General features: G+C 41.8%; 23 protein-coding genes. 11 read left to right on the top strand and 12 right to left on the bottom strand.

The features are described from left to right. Positions 1-25: 25 nt before the first annotated feature. The 4 genes from PY04_RS04375 to truA form a co-directional block, all read right to left on the bottom strand. Positions 26-1,735 (bottom strand): carbon starvation protein A, encoded by a 1,710-nt coding sequence (locus PY04_RS04375; protein WP_014733955.1) that lies wholly within the window; start codon positions 1,733-1,735, stop codon positions 26-28. Between the two features lie 73 nt (positions 1,736-1,808). Next, complete coding sequence (locus PY04_RS04370) at positions 1,809-2,498, bottom strand: 6-hydroxymethylpterin diphosphokinase MptE-like protein (protein WP_048055986.1); 690 nt, start codon at positions 2,496-2,498, stop codon at positions 1,809-1,811. A 102-nt stretch (positions 2,499-2,600) separates the two neighbouring features. Then, positions 2,601-3,071 (bottom strand): hypothetical protein, encoded by a 471-nt coding sequence (locus PY04_RS04365; RefSeq protein WP_014733953.1) that lies wholly within the window; start codon positions 3,069-3,071, stop codon positions 2,601-2,603. Positions 3,072-3,103: 32 nt separating this feature from the next. After that, positions 3,104-3,904, bottom strand: coding sequence for a tRNA pseudouridine(38-40) synthase TruA (truA, locus tag PY04_RS04360; protein ID WP_014733952.1), 801 nt, complete (start codon positions 3,902-3,904; stop codon positions 3,104-3,106). A gap of 47 nt (positions 3,905-3,951) precedes the next feature. On the opposite strand from truA, the gene PY04_RS04355 reads away from it, so the two are divergent. The 7 genes from PY04_RS04355 (at position 3,952) to PY04_RS04325 (ending at position 9,377) form a co-directional block, all read left to right on the top strand. After that, entirely contained in the window at positions 3,952-4,455 is a 504-nt protein-coding gene (locus PY04_RS04355) for a hypothetical protein (RefSeq protein ID WP_048055985.1), read from the top strand. 59 nt (positions 4,456-4,514) lie between these two features. Next, positions 4,515-4,907 carry a hypothetical protein gene (locus PY04_RS04350; protein WP_014733950.1) on the top strand — a complete coding sequence of 131 codons (393 nt, stop codon included), beginning with the start codon at positions 4,515-4,517 and terminating at the stop codon, positions 4,905-4,907. An 80-nt stretch (positions 4,908-4,987) separates the two neighbouring features. Next, on the top strand, positions 4,988-5,701 hold the full coding sequence (locus PY04_RS04345) for a cytochrome c biogenesis CcdA family protein (RefSeq protein ID WP_014733949.1): 714 nt from the start codon (positions 4,988-4,990) through the stop codon (positions 5,699-5,701). A gap of 78 nt (positions 5,702-5,779) precedes the next feature. After that, entirely contained in the window at positions 5,780-6,475 is a 696-nt protein-coding gene (locus tag PY04_RS04340) for an FmdE family protein (protein WP_014733948.1), read from the top strand. Beyond that, positions 6,472-7,593 (top strand): iron ABC transporter substrate-binding protein, encoded by a 1,122-nt coding sequence (locus PY04_RS04335; protein ID WP_014733947.1) that lies wholly within the window; start codon positions 6,472-6,474, stop codon positions 7,591-7,593. The genes PY04_RS04340 and PY04_RS04335 overlap by 4 nt, the downstream gene beginning before the upstream one ends. Positions 7,594-7,599: 6 nt before the next feature. Beyond that, the gene (locus PY04_RS04330; protein ID WP_048055984.1) at positions 7,600-8,631 is read left to right on the top strand and encodes an iron ABC transporter permease; all 1,032 of its coding nucleotides are present in this window, start codon (positions 7,600-7,602) and stop codon (positions 8,629-8,631) included. Further along, the gene (locus PY04_RS04325) at positions 8,628-9,377 is read left to right on the top strand and encodes an ABC transporter ATP-binding protein (RefSeq protein ID WP_014733945.1); all 750 of its coding nucleotides are present in this window, start codon (positions 8,628-8,630) and stop codon (positions 9,375-9,377) included. Before PY04_RS04330 ends, PY04_RS04325 begins: the two co-directional genes overlap by 4 nt. Before the next feature lie 5 nt (positions 9,378-9,382). On the opposite strand, the gene PY04_RS04320 is transcribed toward PY04_RS04325, so the two are convergent. Next, positions 9,383-9,694, bottom strand: coding sequence for a hypothetical protein (locus tag PY04_RS04320; protein WP_014733944.1), 312 nt, complete (start codon positions 9,692-9,694; stop codon positions 9,383-9,385). Between the two features lie 201 nt (positions 9,695-9,895). Further along, positions 9,896-10,744 (bottom strand): TatD family hydrolase, encoded by an 849-nt coding sequence (locus tag PY04_RS04315; protein ID WP_014733943.1) that lies wholly within the window; start codon positions 10,742-10,744, stop codon positions 9,896-9,898. Positions 10,745-10,854: 110 nt separating this feature from the next. Here PY04_RS04315 and PY04_RS04310 point away from each other — a divergent pair, with 110 nt between their 5' ends. Both PY04_RS04310 and PY04_RS09710 read left to right on the top strand, forming a co-directional pair. Then, on the top strand, positions 10,855-12,405 hold the full coding sequence (locus tag PY04_RS04310; RefSeq protein ID WP_014733942.1) for a DUF2357 domain-containing protein: 1,551 nt from the start codon (positions 10,855-10,857) through the stop codon (positions 12,403-12,405). Beyond that, on the top strand, positions 12,378-14,258 hold the full coding sequence (locus tag PY04_RS09710; protein ID WP_014733941.1) for an McrB family protein: 1,881 nt from the start codon (positions 12,378-12,380) through the stop codon (positions 14,256-14,258). Before PY04_RS04310 ends, PY04_RS09710 begins: the two co-directional genes overlap by 28 nt. A 4-nt stretch (positions 14,259-14,262) precedes the next feature. On the opposite strand, the gene PY04_RS04300 is transcribed toward PY04_RS09710, so the two are convergent. From PY04_RS04300 to PY04_RS04290, 3 genes are read right to left on the bottom strand one after another with little or no spacing between them, the layout of a single operon-like run. Further along, the gene (locus tag PY04_RS04300; RefSeq protein WP_014733940.1) at positions 14,263-15,066 is read right to left on the bottom strand and encodes a proteasome assembly chaperone family protein; all 804 of its coding nucleotides are present in this window, start codon (positions 15,064-15,066) and stop codon (positions 14,263-14,265) included. After that, on the bottom strand, positions 15,063-15,245 hold the full coding sequence (locus PY04_RS04295; protein WP_010885051.1) for an RNA-protein complex protein Nop10: 183 nt from the start codon (positions 15,243-15,245) through the stop codon (positions 15,063-15,065). The genes PY04_RS04300 and PY04_RS04295 overlap by 4 nt, the downstream gene beginning before the upstream one ends. A 5-nt stretch (positions 15,246-15,250) precedes the next feature. Then, on the bottom strand, positions 15,251-16,078 hold the full coding sequence (locus PY04_RS04290) for a translation initiation factor IF-2 subunit alpha (RefSeq protein WP_014733939.1): 828 nt from the start codon (positions 16,076-16,078) through the stop codon (positions 15,251-15,253). Between the two features lie 90 nt (positions 16,079-16,168). Here PY04_RS04290 and PY04_RS04285 point away from each other — a divergent pair, with 90 nt between their 5' ends. Both PY04_RS04285 and PY04_RS04280 read left to right on the top strand, forming a co-directional pair. Next, positions 16,169-17,338, top strand: a complete 1,170-nt coding sequence (locus PY04_RS04285; protein ID WP_014733938.1) for a tRNA pseudouridine(54/55) synthase Pus10 — start codon at positions 16,169-16,171, stop codon at positions 17,336-17,338. Beyond that, positions 17,319-18,578, top strand: a complete 1,260-nt coding sequence (locus PY04_RS04280; protein WP_014733937.1) for a UbiD family decarboxylase — start codon at positions 17,319-17,321, stop codon at positions 18,576-18,578. The genes PY04_RS04285 and PY04_RS04280 overlap by 20 nt, the downstream gene beginning before the upstream one ends. 40 nt (positions 18,579-18,618) lie before the next feature. On the opposite strand, the gene PY04_RS04275 is transcribed toward PY04_RS04280, so the two are convergent. The 3 genes from PY04_RS04275 to PY04_RS04265 all read right to left on the bottom strand — a co-directional run bounded on the left by PY04_RS04275 (position 18,619) and on the right by PY04_RS04265 (position 20,448). Next, entirely contained in the window at positions 18,619-19,041 is a 423-nt protein-coding gene (locus PY04_RS04275) for a DUF371 domain-containing protein (RefSeq protein WP_014733936.1), read from the bottom strand. Between the two features lie 35 nt (positions 19,042-19,076). Then, positions 19,077-19,964: a hypothetical protein gene (locus PY04_RS04270; protein ID WP_048055982.1), complete on the bottom strand. Its 888-nt coding sequence runs from the start codon at positions 19,962-19,964 to the stop codon at positions 19,077-19,079. Between the two features lie 145 nt (positions 19,965-20,109). Continuing rightward, positions 20,110-20,448, bottom strand: a complete 339-nt coding sequence (locus PY04_RS04265) for a DNA-binding protein (RefSeq protein WP_014733934.1) — start codon at positions 20,446-20,448, stop codon at positions 20,110-20,112. Positions 20,449-20,581: the final 133 nt, after the last annotated feature.

Below are 20,581 nucleotides of genomic sequence, written 5' to 3'. Positions count from 1 at the left end.
TCCAAAAAGAAAATGAGAAAGAGAATCAGGCCTTAGCGGCTTCGTACTCTTCTACTGGTTTCTTCCAAGCGTTGTACCAGTCAATCACTAGGAGGAAGTTGAGTGCTAGACCGACTATTGTTATTAGGCTAACCCAAGCATTGCTCTTTCCTACGTACACTAGGAACCATATAAGTGCCGAGGTTACAGTAACCCAAAGGAAGAGAGCTGGTATGAGAACTGCCCATTTCCAAGCCCCAGCAGGCCTTTGTATCTTCGCAACCCATAGGGAAGCAGTCATCATTGCTATACTAGCCAACATCTGGTTCATACCACTAAACGCCGGCCATATAACCAGCCACTTCCCTTTCCATGCTAAGGCTATTCCAAGCACGACTATAATGAATGAGGCCACCCACTTGTTCTTTAGGAGCTTGGGTCCGTTGACCATCTCAATGATCTCCTGCCATGCAAACCTTCCAAGCCTCGTTGCCGTGTCAAGTGTTGTTAGAGCAAAGGCAGAAACCCACAAGCTTGCAAACAGTGTTCCTAGCTTAACATCCACTCCAAAGGCATCTTGAAGTCCATATGCGTAACTTTTTGCGAATATTGTTACCTTACCGATCTCTCCTGCCACCTTTGGGGCATAGATCTTTGCCCAGTTTGCGGCGGTTATTGCAATACCGGAATCCTGGAAGACCTTAACACCATAAATCGCTATCGACGAGATAACAATAGTTGAGAGGAACCCCTCAGTGAACATTCCACCATATCCAACTAGCAGACCGTGAAGCTCATTGTCAAGCTGTTTACTTGTTGTTCCAGAACCTACTAGGGAGTGGAATCCACTTAGGGCACCACATGCTATCACAAGGGGTATTGTTGGCCAGAAGGGCGAAGGCTTCCCACCAACAACATTTGCACTCCACGTTGTGTATGCTGGTGCGGTGAATGTTCCCAGACCCTTAAGTCCTACCACCAAGAACGCTATACCACCTAGAGCCAGTCCAAACCACAGAATGTATGCGTTCAAATAATCTCTTGGCTGTAAGAGGATCCAGACTGGAAGTGATGAAGCTACTATAATGTAGATACCCAGGAATACATACCATGCTTCCTTACTTGCAACGAGTGGGAATTTGAAGCCTATATATATTGCTAGGATCAAGAGAATTATCCCTATTATCGTTCCAAGCTTGAAGTCTATCTTGACCTTGTACAGTAGCCATCCCAGGAGAACAGCTATTAGCAAGAACAGTATTGATGCAGTTGCTGCCCCTGGCGTCTTAACGAAGATTCCTGCTATAACGGCGGCAAATGCAGCTATAACGAGTATCAATGCAAACCATACATAAAGCTCAAATGCCATGCTTGTTCTTCTACTCATCAACTTTCCGGCGATCCATTGTATTGATTTACCATCATATCTTACAGATGACATCAGTGCAAGGTAGTCATGAACGGCACCGATGAACACGTTCCCAAACCACACCCATATCAATCCTGGCAACCATCCCCAGGCCATTGCTACTGCCGGACCTACGATTGGCCCAGCCCCTGCTATCGATGCAAAGTGGTGGCCATAGAGAACTAGTGGATGTGCAGGAACATAATCAACACCGTCATAAAGCCTGTGTGCTGGAGTTGGCCTGTTCGGATCGGCCTTAACGACTTTGTTTTGGAGAGCTTTTCCATAGGTCTGATAGAGAACTACATATATAAGACCGGCTAGAAATATCACTACCGCGGAGTTCATTGGATCACCTCAGCTTTAGAAAGCACCTATCATGTATAAAGCATTTTTGGACAAAAACTTGAACTTTTTATCATTATAAAAAGGTAAGTTTTGCTTTTCCGTGACTTTTAAGCCATTGTAAAAGTTCCTTTGCAAACTCCAACTTTTTTCTTTTTTCTTCCCACGCAGTAGTATGATCCCTCAACCATGGTTTGCTCCATTTTCCAACCATATCTGAAAAGTCAAATCCAACTAGGATTATCTCCCTTGCCCCAAGCTCTTCAGCCAAAAAAGCTGCTCTATCTCCATCGGTAAAGCCCCCAAAGTTGTATACAATGTCCAGAGGCTCAGTTTGGCATGTTCCAAGAACCACCGGAAAGTTCGTGACTAATGGCAATTTGTCCATATTATCTCCATGAGCATGAACAACCATTACAGACCTTCCTGACGCCCTGATTAAATCTCTTATCCTTCCATCTAGGTCAGTAACCACGATATCCGGGATAATGCCCCTCTCCAAAAGGGCTGTAGTTGCACCATCAGCAGCTATTTTTGTCCCATCTGAAAACTCATAACGCTCCAAAGCTTCTTCTAAATTTGGCCCAGCCCCAAACACATAAACCCTCTTCATGATGATCGATGCAAGCTCCTCTTTAATTATGTAATTATCGTTTTCAATAAGAATATCCCTTAACAACTCAGCAGCCTTCCTATCCTCCTCAACGGAATACCCCATAACCTGTACGATCCTTTCATAAAATGGTTTCCACTCTTCCCACTTCACAATAACGGTTTAAACTTTCAAGGGATAATAATTTTTCGAAAAGAAAAGCCGATGAAGAGCGAGCCCGGCCCTGAAGAGTGATGAAAGCTACCACTTCTGAGGCTATCCAAAGAACGCGCCTATCCCCTCTATTTCCTCGTCACTATAACTCCTAACCTTGAACTCGGGCATTTTATTCTTGAGTTCATCATATTCTTCCCTTGTAATTTCTCTAACCTCCTCGCCCTTAACGTGGAAGTAAACCCCCGATCCCTCCGTTATGTATCCAATGACGAACTCACTTGATTCAATAGAATCAAGGTCAACGAGAATTAAGTTCCCACCTGTAAAGGGCCTTTTGCACTTAAATGGAACGCTCGCAGCGTTGAGCATAGCATCTCCAAGGGCCATATTGGCCTTAATTCCATTAACCTCAGACCAGAACTGCTTCCCTTCAAAATCCCCTTCAACTATTACAAGCTTTTTAATCTCCTCAAGCTCTATAATGGGAGCACCCTTCTTTTTTAGTATCGAGAACAAATCCTCGATTGTTTCCGCATTCCTGAGACTTGAAAGTAAGCCCTCAACCTTCATTTTACTCACCCCACCCGACTAATCAGAAACATTTAAATGCTTTTGGGAAAGCTTAAGAGGTCATAATAAAGCTCCCCCAAAGATGCAAAGAGCTCAAATCTTTCAACAATTTTCTTTTGGAAGTACTCTAAAGACTTCCTATCCACTTTGAACTTCACACTCTCATACTTAATGTCCCATAGAATTAGTCCCTCTGGAGGGGCTGGAGGAACTTTTCTATGCCTCCTAAATTTACCAGCGAGCATTTCCTTTATCTCCTCCCTATCTAACATCCCCAATGAGCACAATTTAATGGCCGAGACTATTCTTCTAACCATCTCCCAAAGGAAGCTTCTTCCCTCCACCTCTATAACCACTATCCTGCCTCTCCTCTCAACTCTTACATTTTCAATGCTCCTGATTGTATCCCTCCCATCAACCCTAGAAAACGCTGAAAAGTCATGAGTTCCGATAAATACTTCTGCACACCTCTCTATTTTCTCAACATTGCACCCAATGCAAGGTAAGTAGTATCGATAAACCTTAGAGGTTGCCCTGAATCTCGGATGAAAATCATCCGAAACGACTGCTACACCCCATATCCAAACGTCCTCCATCCTAGAATTGAGAACCATGGGATTTAAAATTCTCTCATCATCCGTTGTTATTGCAATGACGTTCCCTCTCGCGCTTACGCCCCTATCTGTCCTAGAGGCTCCTTTAAAGTCGCTAAACTCAATGCCAGCATCATTCAGCGCTCTAATTATTTCTCCTTCGACAGTTCTCACATCGGGTTGTCTCTGAAAGCCGTGAAATCTAGTGCCATCATAGGCTATTTTAAGGGCCACCCTCATATTTAAAAATCGGGAAAGACTCTTTATAAACCCACGGAGGTCGCGAGATGAGAGGAAGTGTGAGTAAGGTCGTGAGATTTGAGGATGAGGAGGAATTTATAGAGGAGATGCAAGCAGTATTTGACGTGTTCAGCGAGTTAGCGAATAGATATGGCGGAGGAAATGTCATAGAAGGGGTAATACTGTGGGACACCATAGGAATTAAGGATAACGATGATGTGAAAATATTCAGGGTTGGAGAGTTCCAGTTTATTAAAGGAACCTTGAACCTGCCAGTTGAGAAGATATTCACACTAGAGAGATTCTTTGATGAAATGGAAAACAAGTGGGATGAACTGAGCGTTGAGGACATAAAGTACTTTGTGGATCTAATGAACGAGGCACTCGGAGAGGAAAGAGTTTACTATGATGCCTATGACCTTGGACTGAAAAGAGGTGAAGCTTACATAGTCATAAACCTGAGGGCTTTGCAATATTTAGACAATGTTATAGACGTTGAAGACAGAGAAGCATTCGAGTGGGCTTTAAATACTCTAATGAAGTATGTCTAACATCCTCCCCGCCCTAAAGGGCGAAGGCTTCCAGCCCGCAAAGGAGGTGAGGGATAAAAATGGAAGAGATCTTAAAAAAGCTCGAAGAACAGTATGGGTACGCTCCCAGAGACTTGATTTTAGAAGTTAGGGGAAAAAAGATCTACGCCTACAAGTCCTGCAACTTTCCAGAAAAGGGGCATGAAGGCATTTACTTTGGAAAAATCGAAGCAGATGGAATAAGGCTAACAATAGAGGGAGCATTTATAGTTGGACCAAAGGCCACTAAGAACGTCGTAGAGGTCGATGATGAGAGAGCTAGGAGATGGATGAGGGGAGAGGACATAGAGGTCAATGAGGAAGGGAATAGATGGGTTATTGTGAAGTGGAGAAGCTTCTGGCTAGGAGGGGGAAAGCTAATCAACGGAGTTATAAAGAACTATGTGCCCAAAGAGAGAAGACTGAACGTTTGAACACTAGAACTTTTAGTTTTCAACCAATAATTTTAGAAAGCCCTAAAAACTTTGAAACGCTTCAAAATCCTGTGTCAAGAATGAAAAGTGAGCTAAAATACCTTCTCTTAATAATCATAATATCCTTCGGGCTTAGCTCAATAACCTTGAGCCTTATCAATCTAACAAACTTCATACCCCAATTCTTCACACTAGCAATAGTAGACTCCGTAAATCCGTGCACATTTGTTGTTTACACGATATTCTTGATAGCCCTCTCTGTAAAAGGGCTACCAAAAAGGGCTCTTTACGTAGTAGGTCTGGCGTTTATCTTAGCTGTTTACGTTTCTTATTACACTCTCGGAGTCGGGTTGATGATAATAACGGGAAAAATTCCAGTAAGTTGGGCGGGTTATCTAGCAATAACTTTTGGGATATATGAAATAGTAACTGGTGCCCTAGAAAAGCCCAGAACAGTTGGCAAAGGAAAGCTAAGGAAGCTGGCATTCTCTACCGAGGCCACAATAGTTGGGGGATTAATCCTGGGCTTTGCAGTTTCAACAACTCTCTTACCATGCTCAATGGGACCTTATGTCGTATATGCAACGATAGTATCTAAGATGAGAGCCCTTGCATACTTACTACTAGCCCTCTACAACCTAATATTTGTTCTCCCACTTTTCATAATCCTATTCGCAATGGGCAGTTTAAGTGAAAGCAAGAAATTTTCACGAGCCATGGTAAAGCATTCAAGAGAACTCTCAATTATAGCTGGAATCTTGCTAATAGGAATAGGAGTATGGGTTCTCAGATAGTTTCAAACCTCCAGTTGGTAACACCAAATTTAAAAAAGCGTTAAAAGAGTAGCACCAAATCTAAAATTGGTGTGAAGAGTGCTGAAGATAAATGAGCTCGTGGCAAAAAAGGATTTAGAAGGTATATTAGAATACGCCAGGGAATTTCACGGCCACATATGTCCCTACCTTGCCCTTGGGATAAAGGCTTCGATCATAGCAATGGAAGAACTCAATGTTGAAAGGCTCGACTATTCTGGAAGCGTTGATGAGAGCATATTGGCAATAGTTGAAACAAACAGTTGCTTTGCTGATGGCGTTCAAGTGACAACGGGATGCACTCTCGGGAATAATTCCCTTATTTACATAGACACCGGAAAAACAGCTCTAACACTAGTGAAGAGAGGAAACTGGGAAGGGATAAGAGTATATGTCGATGCAGATAGACTCAAGAAGTTCCTTCCCGATAGAGCAACTGAACTTTTCAACAAAGTCGTCAAGGAAAGAAAAGGAACATATGAGGAGAGAAAGGAGCTATGGAAACTTTGGGAGGAAATCGGTAGGAAGTTCCTTTACCTTCCAGAAGACGTATTTGAGATTAAGAGAATAAAAGTCGTGCCAATAGAACAAGCACCTATCTTTGAAAGTATCCGTTGCTCCAAATGCAACGAGCTTGTTATGAGTTCTAAGGTGATTTACATTAATGAAAAGCCTTACTGCAAAATCTGTGCAGGAGAAGAGATATTAGCAGTCGTCGGAAGAGGAATAACAAAAGTTAGGAGGGTTTTTGAATGAAGCGTAAGGTCATTGTTATGGCTTTTCCTATCATTCTCATCCTCTTCCTATCACTTGGGTGTGTATCTACTGAAACCCAAACCCAAGCCAATACTGTAAAAATAAAAGATATGCTGGGGAGAGAAGTAGATGTCCCAACCAAAGTTAGCAGAATCGTCGCCGCAGGACCTGGTTGCTTAAGACTTATAGTTTACCTAAACGCAACTAACTTTGTCGTTGGGGTAGAGGACTTCGAGAAGAGATTCAACTTTGGAAGGCCTTACATCTTGGCACATCCAGAACTCAGGAACCTACCCACCATAGGCCCAGGAGGACCAGGAAAATTGCCAGACCTTGAAGAGATAATGAAGCTTAAGCCAGATGTTATATTTATGACATATGTAGATGCAAAAACAGCTGATGATATCCAAGCAAAGACTGGAATCCCAGTCGTTGTGCTTAGCTATGGAAAACTTGGGACGTTCACAGATGAAGAGCTTTTTAAGTCCTTAGAAATTGCAGGAAAAATACTTCACAAAGAGAAGCGGGCCAAAGAGATTATAGAGTTCATAAAATCTGTTCAGAAGGATCTCGAGGAAAGAACCAAAGACGTAACACCAAAAACGGCCTATGTGGGTGGAATCGGATATAAAGGTGCCCATGGAATAGAAAGTACGGATGCAAGCTATCCTCCTTTCAAGGCCGTAAATGCCTACAATGTTGCAAGCGCTCTTGGAGAAGGACACAAATTCATAGACAAGGAGAAGCTACTTGAGTGGCAACCCGAATACATCTTCATTGACGAGGGCGGGCTTAGTATAGTACTCGAAGATTATAAGAAAAATCCAGAATTCTACAATTCTCTCAAGGCTGTTAGGGAAGGAAAAGTCTATGGACTGTTGCCCTATAATTTCTATGCAACGAACATAGGGACAGCAATAGCCGATGCATACTTCATAGGAAAGGTACTGTACCCGGACAAATTCAGAGACATCGATCCAAAAGAAAAAGCCAATGAGATTTATCAATTCCTCGTTGGAAAACCCGTTTATGAAGAGCTGGCAAAACAGTTTGGAGGATTTGGAAAGATAAACCTAGAAAATGGAAGTGTCAAGTACTCATTACCGAAAAATCCGTGATGGAAAATGTACAGAGACTACGAAAGAAAAAGAGTCATGGCTATTTTCATTCTCCTACTTCTAATTTTCTTAGTTTCAGTACTGTCCCTTATGAAAGGCTCCTATCCCCTAACACCAAAACAGGTTGTGCTTGCCATAGCCGGTAAGGAGCCGAGACCTATTACTTACACGATCTGGAATATAAGGCTCCCCAGGATAATTGCTGGAATTATAGTTGGAGCTTCATTAGCATTAAGTGGGGCCGTTCTACAGGGGATACTTAGAAACCCTCTCGCTACTCCATTCACGATGGGAGTTTCCCATGGGGCCATGTTTGGGGCTTCTCTTGCTATAATTTTGGGGGCAGGATACGCTGAGAGCACGGGCAGAGTAAGTATAGTAAATCCCTACTCAATAATCCTCCTAGCGTTTGCAGGTGCAATGGCATCTACCTTAGTCATAGTTGTTTTAGCAAAGATGAAGGGGCTAAGCCCACAGGCTATGATACTGGCTGGAGTTGCCATGAGTTCACTCTTTACGGCCCTAACAACCCTGATACAATATTTCGCGAATGAACTTCAGCTAGCCGCCATGGTTTATTGGAGCTTTGGAGATCTTGGTAGACCGTACTGGAAAGAAAACATTATCATGATACTATCATTCACTCCCATCTTCGTGTACTTCCTTTTCAAGAGATGGGATTTGAATGCAACATCCGTTGGGGATGAAATTGCACTTTCAGTTGGAGTTGAAGTTGAGAAAACGAGACTTGTATCTGCAATTTTATCCGCCTTTCTAACTGCTGTTACAGTAGCATTCGTGGGAGTTATAGGATTCATAGGTTTAATAGCCCCACACATGATCAGGCTAATATTTGGAGGAGATTACAGATTTTTAATTCCCTTGTCATCCCTACTGGGGGCATTAATTCTCTTAGCCGCCGACACCGTCGCTAGACTCCTTCTCTCTCCACTAATACTACCCGTAGGTGTCATAACGTCATTCCTTGGAGCTCCAATGTTCCTATACTTACTGGTGAAGATGGAGGGATCTACATGATCGAGCTTAGAGAAGTCTCGTTCTCCTACAATGGGAAGAAAATCTTAGATAACATAAACCTAAAAGTTGAAGAAGGAGAATTTCTTGCGATCCTCGGTCCAAATGGTGCCGGAAAGTCTACACTACTTAAATGCATGGCCGGAATACTAAAGTGTGAGGGGGATATTGAGGTCATGGGAAAAGAAATTTCAAGCTACACTAGAAACGAACTCGCCAAAATAATCTCTTACGTTCCCCAGAAGGTAATGCCAACTTTTCTTAGAGTATTTGACATGGTTCTCCTTGGAAGACGACCCTACATGGGCCTAACGCCTTCAAAAAGAGATCTTGAGATTGTAAACAATGTCCTAAGAATAATGGGAATAAAACATTTATCAACAAGACCAACCAAAAGCCTTAGTGGTGGTGAACTTCAAAAGGTCGCGATAGCAAGGGCTTTAGCCCAAGACACGCCAATAATTTTGCTCGATGAGCCTACTAACAACTTGGATCCAAAAAGCCAAATTCAAGTAATGGAACTTCTAAAAGAGCTAGCAAGAGAGAACAGAACAGTTGTAGCTGTAATGCATGATATAAACCTTGCTTTAAGATTTGCTGAAAGATTCGTTTTCATTAGGGATGGAAAGGTTGTGGGTGTGCTTCCAAAGGGCGAGCTAAATGAAGAAATATTCAAATCAACTTTTGACCTAAACGTTGAATTCATTAAAGCGACGAATGGATCTCTTCTCTGCAACTTCCACTTGTGATTCTCTCATAAAATCGGGCTTCTCGGCCTTATTACTTCTACCTTATCTCCCTTAAGCTTCCCCACAGTTCCCTCAACCACGAGAAAAACATCTTCTCCAGCCATTGCAAATTCTATCTCTTCTCGGTATTTCTTTATTAAAATAACCCTCCCCCTTCCAAGGATAGCACCAACCCTAACAACTCCCTTTTCAACTCTCCCAAGAATTGCCTCCCTATCCTTCATCCTTATTACTTTCTCAATTTTCACAACTCCAATAACCCTTCTCTTTTTAGCCCTGAGCATTTTTCTAAGGGATCTAACTATCCCCATAACCATACGTTGATGATAATATATGTTCATAAAAATAAGGTTTTTGGTGGAGAGTTAAATGAATTACTTTGTTTTCTTTTGGATACCTCGCACCTAACAGCAGAGATTCAAAAACACTAAAACTACCAACAAGCCCAAAAATTAAACGAATTAAGCCGGAATTAACAACAAGAACAAGTGATTAGCCCGCAAAGGACATTGAGAGAGTTAGATCTCCTCAAGATCCACACCATAAACTTTTCTTGGGTTTTCTACATGAATCCTGTAAACGTCTTCTTCGGTAAACAAGCCCTTCTGAAGGAACTCCTTTGTTCTTCTGGGAACTGTCTTTGGCCCAAGAACGGCTCCGGGCCTCTTTTTATCATCTATGTAGTCTGTCTCCATAAGGAATCTGTTTCCCTGTCTTATTGCCTCCTCAATGTTCTTCCTACTTGCTATTATGCTCGGAAATACACCCACTTCCTCTGCAACCTTCACAAGAGGAGGCGAAAAGTGCTTAACAACCCTGTATGGCTTTATCCCAACTTCTTCTATGTATTCACCCAACTCTCGGAATTTTTCCTCCGTAAAACTCTCGGTATGAAGCTGAACAGCACAATCGGCATCCTTGGCGAGAGCCATTGCATACTTCATAAGCTCTATACTCGCATCCCAAATTTCCTTTGGAACATCATAGTGGGGCCTGCCAACCTCGCCTATTCCAATGGCTTTACCCTCTAAGCAGAGCTTCTGAGCGTACTCGAGTGCCTGCATAACTTCATCTCTCGCATATTCAAGACCCCTTCTTCTAGCCAAGTAGTCAAACTCTGCAGGATGAACACCAACTACTGCAAAAGCCCTCACCTTAGTTTCTTCGTTTATCTTTTCAACGAGTTTAATGTGGAAATCCATAGCTTTCATGAAGTCCTCAGCTTTAGCACTTGAAAAGCCGTAGTCATGGGCACTCTTATAAACAACGACGAGATGAGTCCCACCAGCTCTGTAAAACTGCTTAACAGCTTCCAGGAAGATACCATTCTTTGGATCAACGTGGAAGTGATTATCCAAGATTATCATGCTTTCACCTCCTTTTGTTCTCACGATTTTCTCCTAAAAGACTTCTGAGACCTGCTATTTAAGATGTCAGCGATAATATTTTTAATTTTTGATTCTGGAATAGGTAAAGGATGATCACAGAGAAAGTCATAATTAAGCCAGAACCCCTAAGGCACGATGAAAAGATGTATCTACTTGAATTCGTCGAATATAAATTCATTAGCGATGAACGGTTTTCAATAATTGTCAATGGAGAAGAGATAAAAGCGGAAAAACTTAATAAAGATTTTATAGTGACATTAAAATTCAAAAATTACGTGGGAAAAGCGACAATAGAGATAGTGAAGAACGAAAAAGAGAAGAAAATTGAAGTTGAGGTAATCTCAAAGAAAATTGGAAAAATTTACGGAATAAAAGAAAATGATATTGAAAACCTAATAAGAGCCAATGAAGAGTTTTACAGAAATCTCGTCGAGGAAATAACAAATTACTCTCTTTCCCTGCCATTCTCGATAAGTTCACCCACAACATTTCCTGCGAGAAGTGAGGGTGAAGAAATTAATGAACTATTCGCTTACCACTTTTTGACCAACAACTTAGAAAGAATCTCCCAGGCAATTGAAGAAATCGTGAAAAGGCCACATAAAAAGCTTACTGAAGAGGTAGTGGGAGTCTATCCCTGGGAAATCAGCGAGGTTGATGAGGATGTTCTTCTCACGATCTCTCTCAACCCTCTTACAAGAATCGGGCTCGACAAGGTTCAAAGTCGAGAAAACTACGAAACACTAGATACGCCCGAAAACAGGTTCATAAAGCACTTTCTGAAAGAATTAATATATTGGGGGGAGAGGACACTAAAAGTTATAAGGGATGAGAGTGCAAAGGAGAAGCTTACAAATGCCCTTGATACTCTTGATTTTTATCTCTCTAATGATATCTTCCTAGAAGTCGGGGACACAACGCTTGTTCCATACTCATCACAAGTCATTCTAAAAAAGGAGGGATACAGAGAAATACTCGAGCTTTGGCAAGAATTCACAGCATATTCTCCTTTCTTTTCGGAACTAAATAGAGCTATCAAGAACAAGGACATTGCGAAACTCTATGAGTACTGGGCATTTTTCCGGTTGATACATGACATTGGAAAGGCATTAAATGTGAAAGAGATTAACCTCGTAATTGAACCAACTGGAGAAATTTCAGAGTCTGGAGATGTATATGCAGAGTTTGGGAATGGGTGGAGGCTTTATTATAACAAAAAGTTAATGCCAAAAAAATGGAGCTATTCTGTCTCCCTAAGACCGGATTTTTCCCTGTTTACAGGAGATCCTGGAAAAAAGGAGAGCAAAATTATTGGAGTATTTGATGCAAAGTTCAAGGTTGAAGAGATAAATATGGAAGAGTTTGCCGAAGAAAGTGAGAATCCCAAAAGTTTGGAAACATGGGCAAAACTTGAGGACATTCTCAAGATGCACACATACAGAGATGCTCTCCAGTGCAGGTTTGCAGTTGTTTTGTATCCGGGAAATAAGAACATGTTCTTTGAAGTCGGAAAGGATGTAAAATATGAGGATTTTGAAATATCCAAGCTTTTGGGGGATGTTACCATTAGTGGGGTTGGGTACATTAGGTATATTCCTCGGGGGGATTTGGAATGGGAGGAGATATCAGAGACTTTGTAGTAATACTAAGGAATGCCAGGGAATATTACTATCCAGAATGGCATAGGTATGAAGACCTAGTTCTATCAACATTCGAAGAAATAACGAGCATTATAATGAAAAATTATGACAAGAACAGAGTAAACCCCGAGGAAATCCTAAACATCCTAAATAGACTTCCTAGAGAAATAAAGGAAATGCTATACTACACACACCCAAAATACTCAAAATCAGAACAAATGAAAGCTATAAAATTGATCCTAGAAGACAGTAATTTCAGAAAGGTACTAACAATTGGAGCGTCACTCACAAGCCTAGATGAGCTCTATCAAGATCTCTTACAAGAGCTCAAAAATGTATCAATACCTGAAATATACGTAGGAATTTCAATTATAAGCACGTGGCTGTCTATCGTAAACCCTAATTATTTTATTCCCATTCATAAAAAAACAGTTTCTCAAGATTTGATTAAAAGACTAACAGGAATAGAAATCTTGTGGGGACATCAGTGGAGAAAATACGTGCACAATTATTTAAGGTTTGTAGAGCTTGTTAACTATGTAAAAGATCATATCAACGCAAAAACAGCATTTGAAGTAGCATTTTATCTAAAGAAGATATCTACGAACAACATTAACAATAAAGATAACAAATCTTTCCACATTACTGTCAATACTATCATTAATCAGCCACTTATAGAATTTTACTTTAGGAAATTCAATTATCTATACCCCAAAGATCTAATAGCACAGTTTTATGTTGCCTTGAAGACTAAGGGGTTTGTTATCCTTTCTGGACTAACAGGAACTGGAAAAACGAAGCTAGCTCTAAAGTTCGTTGATCTTCTTTATCCAGAAGAAGGGGAGAGATATCACATATTTCTCTCAGTTCGTCCAGACTGGAGAGATCCAAAACCATTGCTCGGGTTCTACAATCCAATGAAAGAAGAATATCATAAAACACCACTTCTTGAGTTCATCCTAAGGGCAATTAAGGATTACGAAGAAAATGGAAAAGATGCAATGCCTCACTTTATAATTCTCGACGAAATGAACTTAGCCCACGTGGAATACTATTTCGCAGACTTCCTTAGCGTTCTAGAGAGCGGGAGAGACGAGAAAGGATTTACTAGAGAGAGTATAAAGCTTCACAACATAGATAAGGTAGAGGACAAGCAAGGAATACCCAAAGAGATCAAGCTACCCCCTAACTTATACATAATTGGAACCGTTAACATAGACGAAACAACGTATATGTTCAGCCCAAAGGTGCTTGACAGAGCATTTACAATAGAGTTGAGGGATGTCAAACTTGAAAATTATCCTCCAGAGAGCATCAGCACTACTAAAGGGCACATCACTAACTTAAGAGCCAAGATCCTCGAGGATCTGAGAAGAGGAGGAAAGTTTACCGCCATAGACAAGAAGGAAGTATTAGAAGCTTTAAAGTTGGTGAAGGAAAAAGGTTACTGGAAAATTCTACTTCAACTTAACAAAGTCCTCGAACCTTATGACCTGCACTTTGGCTATAGGGTAGTTGATGAGATTTCCTTGTTCTTCAAAAATGCCATCGAAAGCAGGGAAAAGGGAATAATAAACATTAGCGAGGATGAGATCCTTGATTTGGCCATTCTTATGAAGGTTCTTCCAAAGTTTCATGGGAATAGAAGAAGGCTGGAAGAACCTCTGAAGGACTTGCTGAACTTATGCTTGAAGGAGAAGGCAACAATTGATGAACTAGACTTTAGTAAAGTTAAAGAGCTCCTTAAAAATTGGGAAAAGAAGAAAGAGATGTTCAGATTTAAACATACAGCTAAGAAAGTTCTTCGCATGCTTAGACAGCTGTACGAGGTCGGATTTACATCGTTTTCCTGAAGAGTCAGAGATATCCCCTGTCTTCCTCCTCCTGGGGAGGCTTTGGAATTTGTTGTTCCATCATTGCCCTCTGCATTTCTTCAACTTTCCTCAGAATTTCCTCGGTTTCCTTTGCTCTCTCTTCAAGGGCTGTCATATCTATCTCGAGGTTCAATATCTTGGCAACCGCCGAGAGTACAGCTTTTGCCGCTTTCGCATCCACTATGTAACCAAGGCTTTCTCCGAGGAGGCTTATTCCAAACATCCCTCTTAGCTTCCCTATTCCGAGCAAAAGCCCAGCGGCACCTACTATGGCCCCACCCTCGTCTTCCCTCCAGATTACCTGAACGTTGCAGTCCTTGAGCTTTTCCTGATAGTATGGAACGAGATCTGGATGAGTTACAGCGGCAAGAACCTTGGGCTCACCTTGAATCTCAGGGACTTGATAACCTCCCATGGTTATTATTTCCCTGGTACCGAACTCTTGGACGAAGTCCAGCATCTTTCCAACGACTTCAAAGTGTCCATAGCTGTCTGTTGGAGGGACTTGGGTGTCTCCAGTAATTATTATAAGATCCCGATGCTCATCGTCTGGGCTCTTCCAGTAATAGAATTCATTCTTCATTAACTCAACTATTGAGCCTTTCCTTATGAGAACTTGATGCATAAAATGCGGCGAATATAGCTCAGCAAACTTTTTTGCCTTCAGCTCTTGAATTAAGTGTTCAGCTGCAAGTTTTCCTACTAGCCCTATCCCAGGGAGGCCTTCTATGAATATTGGATCGTAAATGTCAGGTCTCTCGTGGACAACTATAATTGTTTCCTTCATTTCTCCTTCCTCCCTATCCCCAAGAGCTCTCTCTTCAACCTCCTTCTATATTCCCCATACGGGTCCTCAGGAGAGAATCTTGGTGGATGAGCTACTTTAGTCTTTTCCCCACAGACCGGGCATATCTCCTTAAGTGTGTACCTACCACACCTCGGACACTTTCTAATTCTGAACCTCATACTCCTCACTTCTTCCTCTTCTTAACCTTCCTTATCCTCTTCTCTTTCCTCAGTAAAGTGGCCTCTCCTCCAGCCTGCTTAATTACCCTGAGTATTTCCTCTGCTATATCCTCAAGAACCTCTTCAGCTTTATAGTAGTCAGGAGCCGTGATGTCAATCCTATACCTTGGGGCACCTTGGTATGTGAACTTGACCTCTATATCCTTCTCCTTGTTGGCCCTATCCCTTGCCCTTATCAAGGCTTCCTTGATAATCTCTATTCCATTAGGCTTTGGAACTGTTATTTCAAACTCGGCATCTATGGTTACTGTTGGAACTTCAACGTAGTTGTCTATAATCTCCTTAAGAACTGGCAACCACTCGTCTGGAACATAGCCTTTAAGAACTTCTATGCCATCCTTAGCCGCATCCTCGAATGCAGCATAAACCTCTCCCCACTCCTCTTCGAGTGGAACCCAAACCTCCCTCCATGCTGTCTCAAAGTCCTTTCCTAGCTTTTCAGCAGCCATTTTAAGCAAGTTTTCGGCCTTCTGGGCCCTCTTAAACTCCTGCAACTTTGCTTTTCTCTGCTGCTGAGTGACCCTCCTCAGACTCAGGTCTATATGACCCTTCTTGGGATCAACCCTTATCACCTTTGCAACTACCTTCTGCCCCTCTCTAAGGTAGTCCCTAATGTTCTTTACCCATGTTGAAGCAACCTCACTTATGTGCATAAAGCCCTCTTTTCCTGGATACTCATCAAGCTCAAGGAATGCACCGTAATTGTGAACCCTTTTGACCGTTGCAACTACAAACTCACCCTCTTCGGGAAACTCCCTTGCTCTCCTCGGCATGTTTTCACCTCCTATGGTGGTTTTATCAAGCCCATTTAAAAGTTCTCCTCCGAGCAAAAATATAAATTTAGGATTGGGGTTGTAAAAGCGATGATAGTAGAGAAGGCCAAAGATGTTCTAAGGGAGTACAGCCTCTGTAACAACTGCCTTGGAAGACTTTTTGGAAAGCTCGGAAAAGCAACAAACGAAGAGAGAGGAAAAGCAATAAAGTTAATTCTCCAAATGGAAGGAGAGGAAATAAAGGAAGGAGAGTGCTACATTTGTGGAGGAATTTTTGAAAAGCTTGAAGAGTTTGCGAACCTCTGTGTAAAAGTTTCTGAGGGAATTGAATTTGATACATTCTGGGTAGGCTCAAGGTTCCCGGGGGATGTACTTGAGAGGGAGCGAGAGATCTGGGAGAAGTTTAACATAACAACTGGAGAACCAATAAATAGAGAGTTCAATAGGGAGCTGGGGAAAGTTCTAGCCAAAAAAATCGGGAAGCTACCAAGCAGAGAGAATGCTGATGTAGTGTTTATAGTAGAGCCTTTCTCACAGAAAGTCGAGCTTCAAGTGAACCCGATATTCATAGCCGGAAGATATAGGAAACTCGTGAGAGGAATTCCCCAAACCCCCGCACCAGGATTCAAGGAAAGTGTTGCAACGATTGTATGCAGAACCTTCAAAAAGCACTTTGGAGGGAAGTGCATATTTAAAGGAGCTGGAAGAGAGGACGTTGATGTAAGAACCCTCGGAAGGGGAAGACCGTTCGTGGTTGAAGTGAAGAGGCCAGTAAGAAGGAATATAGATCTAAACGAAGTCGCAAGGGAAATAAACTCCTCAGGAAAAGTTGAGGTCATTGAACTAAGATTCATCGACAGGGAAGAAGCTGAAAAAATACTAACTACCCGGCACAAGAAGATTTACGAGGCACTCGTATATGTTAAGGAGGGGGTAAGCAGGGAAGATGTTGAGAAAGTTGTAAAATCACTCACAAACGCTGAAATTAGACAGAGAACACCAAGAAGGGTTCTAAACAGTAGGGCAGATAAAGTCAGAATAAGAAGGGTATACAAGGTTGAGGGTGAGCTTATTGACGATAACCACTTCAAACTGAGACTACTAACGGATGGGGGGTTATATATAAAGGAGCTCATATCTGGAGATAAAGGAAGAACAACTCCATCTGTATCTGAAATCCTAGGAAAAGAAGCATGGTGTGAAATTTTAGATGTTCTGGATGTTTTGGAGGAGGATGAGGATGCTAAGGGAAATAGTTGAAGGGTTTGAGGAAACGGTCGTTGTAGAGAAGCCCGTAAGCAAAGAGCTAGAGATAACAAAGTACTTACTCAAATATAGAGACAGGCCAGTTCTCTTCAAAGACGTTGATGGGTGGGAGGTTGTCGGTAATATATGGTCAAAAAGGGAGAGAATAGCTCGATTCTTAAGAACTGATAACAAAGGCCTACTCGAGCTTCTAGCCTATGCAATAGAAAATCCAAAGGATTATAGAACTTCAAAAAGCGCTAACTTTCTGAAAAATAGAGAAATCCCCAATCTTAAAGAGCTACCAATCCCAAAATTCTATCCTAGGGACGGTGGGAGGTATTTCACATCAGCGATGGTCATAGCGAAGAAAGATGACTTTGTTAACGTTTCCTTCCACAGGATGATGGTTTTAGATGAAGAGAGAGCGGCAATAAGGCTGGTTCCAAGACACCTATACTCAATGTGGAAAGACTCTGTTGACCATGGGGAGGATCTCGATGTCAGGATAGTCGTAGGCAACCCGGTGCACCTTCTCCTAGCAGGAGCTACGAGCGTTGCCTACGGGGTAAGCGAGTTGAAGATAGCATCGTCAATAAGCATGAAAGCCTTTGGAAAGCCAGTTGAAGTAGTTGACATGGGAGGAATTCCAGTTCCAGTTGATAGCGAGTTCGTGTTTGAAGCCAAGATAACGGATGAACTTACAGATGAGGGCCCCTTCGTTGACATAACTGGAACATATGACATAGTTAGGAAACAGCCCGTGGTCGTTTTTGAGAAGATGTATCACGTTGACAACCCCATATTCCACGTGCTCTTGCCGGGGGGATATGAACATTATATGCTGATGGGCCTTCCAAAGGAGCCCCAGATATATGCCAGCGTGAAGAGGGTTGTTCCAAAAGTTCATGGAGTTAGGCTCACTGAGGGTGGATGCATGTGGTTGCATGCCGTTGTTTCTATAACCAAGCAACATGAAGGAGACGGTAAAAATGCCATATTAGCTGCATTCGCCGGCCATCCAAGCCTTAAAAGGGTAATAGTCGTCGATGAAGATGTGAATATATATGACGATAGAGAGGTTGAATGGGCCGTTGCGACAAGGTTCCAACCCGATAGAGATCTAGTTGTAATAACGAATGCGAGAGGCAGCTCACTCGATCCCTCTGGAAAGGATGGGTTAACTGCGAAGTGGGGAATAGATGCAACGAAGCCACTATCTAGAAAAGAAGAGTTTGAGAAAGTTAACATATGAATCAGCGTGGGCGTCTTTCATCACCGACTCAGCCTTCCGACTACTCATCATCAACTATTATAACTTCTATCACGGCTTCGATGTCGGGGTTTTTCAGTCTCTCCACAATCTCCCTCCTAATGTCTCTAGCAGCTTTATTTGCCCTTATAGCTAGAGTTCTGCCATCAATATAGGTGCTCTTCCTAATCACAATTGATATATCACTCTCGAACTTAAGTTCGGGACTCCCATAGGCAACAACTTCATCCACCAATTCACCAACGGTTATCCTTATCCTTACCTTCTTACCTTTCCTTAAAGCGTTTTTAACTTCCTCAGAGAAATCTTTCAATGCCTTATTAGCAGATACGCATATTATACAGTCCCCTCTTGGGGTTAAATAGTCTTCCTTCGTTATCTCAAGGGTAGATCTATGAGTTGCCCTAACGTTTTCATGTCCCCTACACCTAATTACTTCTTTCATCAATGTGGAAGATTATAAGAGAAAATAAAAGCTTTTCAGTAAAGATCATCCACTACGGAAGGGAGCTTCTCCTTAGTTGTTTCCACTATACTCACCCTCCACATCCCCAAGAACCTTGCAAGTTCTATATAGATCACTTCCCCATTTCCCCTATCAAACACTGCATAATACTCAACTCTGCCGGCTGGATTTTTACTGATCTCCCGTAGAATTGATATGGAGAGCTGTCTATGCCTTTTTCTTAATTCAAAGAATATCTTCCAATAAGCATCAATTCCTTCATCGGGTCTGTAGATAAACAGGGCAACTCTGCTACCTCTATACAGGCCCTCAATGCCTTCCAAGTAACCCTGCACTACCACTCCTTCTTTCTCCAGCCATCTTCTTTCCTCGAGGTCTTTGGCAAGTGGGGTAAACATCGTAAGAACCTTTCCAGGCGATGGCCCCACCATAAACAAGCATGTGCTTAAATTATGAAGCTCCTCCCTTGGTCCACTTGCTAAAACTAGAACGTAGTAGTAATGGATGTACAAGGGAAGGAGCAGGTAGTATTTGTCTCCGCTTCTAAAGATGAACCCACTTGACCTAACAAGGGAAAGCTTTTTGACAATCTCCTCCTTGGCGTTTAAAATTTCACTCGCGTTCTCATAAACATAAAGATAGACATCTGTAGTGTTCACTATTAAACTCATATCCGGCTTTTCTAGAGAAGGAATTTCCTTGTAGTTTCTAGATACCCCAAAACATCCTTCCATCATTTCGTATATAGATTGAAGAGCCTCTTCTTTGGAAATCAGGCTCTTAATTGGTGTTACAAGAATTTTCTCATTTTCTTGTCCCCTATAGGCAGATTCTATCATTTGGGAGACAGCAACTCCAACTAGAATCCCGGTTAAAAATACTATTACCAGTTTATATTTCACCCTAAACCACCAGAGTAGTAAAAATGTGATAATATAATTAAAAGTTTCTATCTAAAATCAATCCTTGCTTTTTAGCAAAGAGTTGCAATTCACTGCATTCCCGCCCTAAAGGATAGGTTTTCAAGGGAAAATATAAAAACAAAAACTACCACTTAATCCTAAACTCCTTCCTAGTTCTTGCCTCTATCTGAGCGAGGATTTTCTTAAGTTTGGCATCATCTATCTTGTCCGTTATCTGACCAGCTTGGTAGAGCTGAACCAATATCAGCTCAACTTGTCTGGCCAGTTCAGGTCTCACAAGCTTAACCCTTGCAAGCCTCTCCCTTGCCTCTGGGGTTAATATTCTCCTAAGGATAGCCTGAATTTGAGCCTCGATTAATGCTTGTTGCTTAGCTTCCTCTTCTTGAGCTTTCTGCTGCTCCAAATACTTCTTTTGAAGCTCCAGGAGCTTTCTTCTCCTTATCTCTTCAATGTCCTCAGCCATAAATTCTCACCTAACTCAAAGATACCTAGTGGTTATTAAAAACATATTGGCACTCTAGGAATAAAGTACTAACAATTATCCAAAACCAGCTAACAGAAGAAACACCTATATATAAAGAGTCCAAGAAAGATAC

The sequence above is a fragment of the Pyrococcus sp. ST04 genome (genome assembly GCF_000263735.1).
Taxonomy (GTDB): Archaea; Methanobacteriota_B; Thermococci; order Thermococcales; family Thermococcaceae; genus Pyrococcus.
The sequence above is the reverse complement of the archived record's forward strand: the minus strand, read 5'-3'. Positions and strand labels throughout refer to the sequence as shown.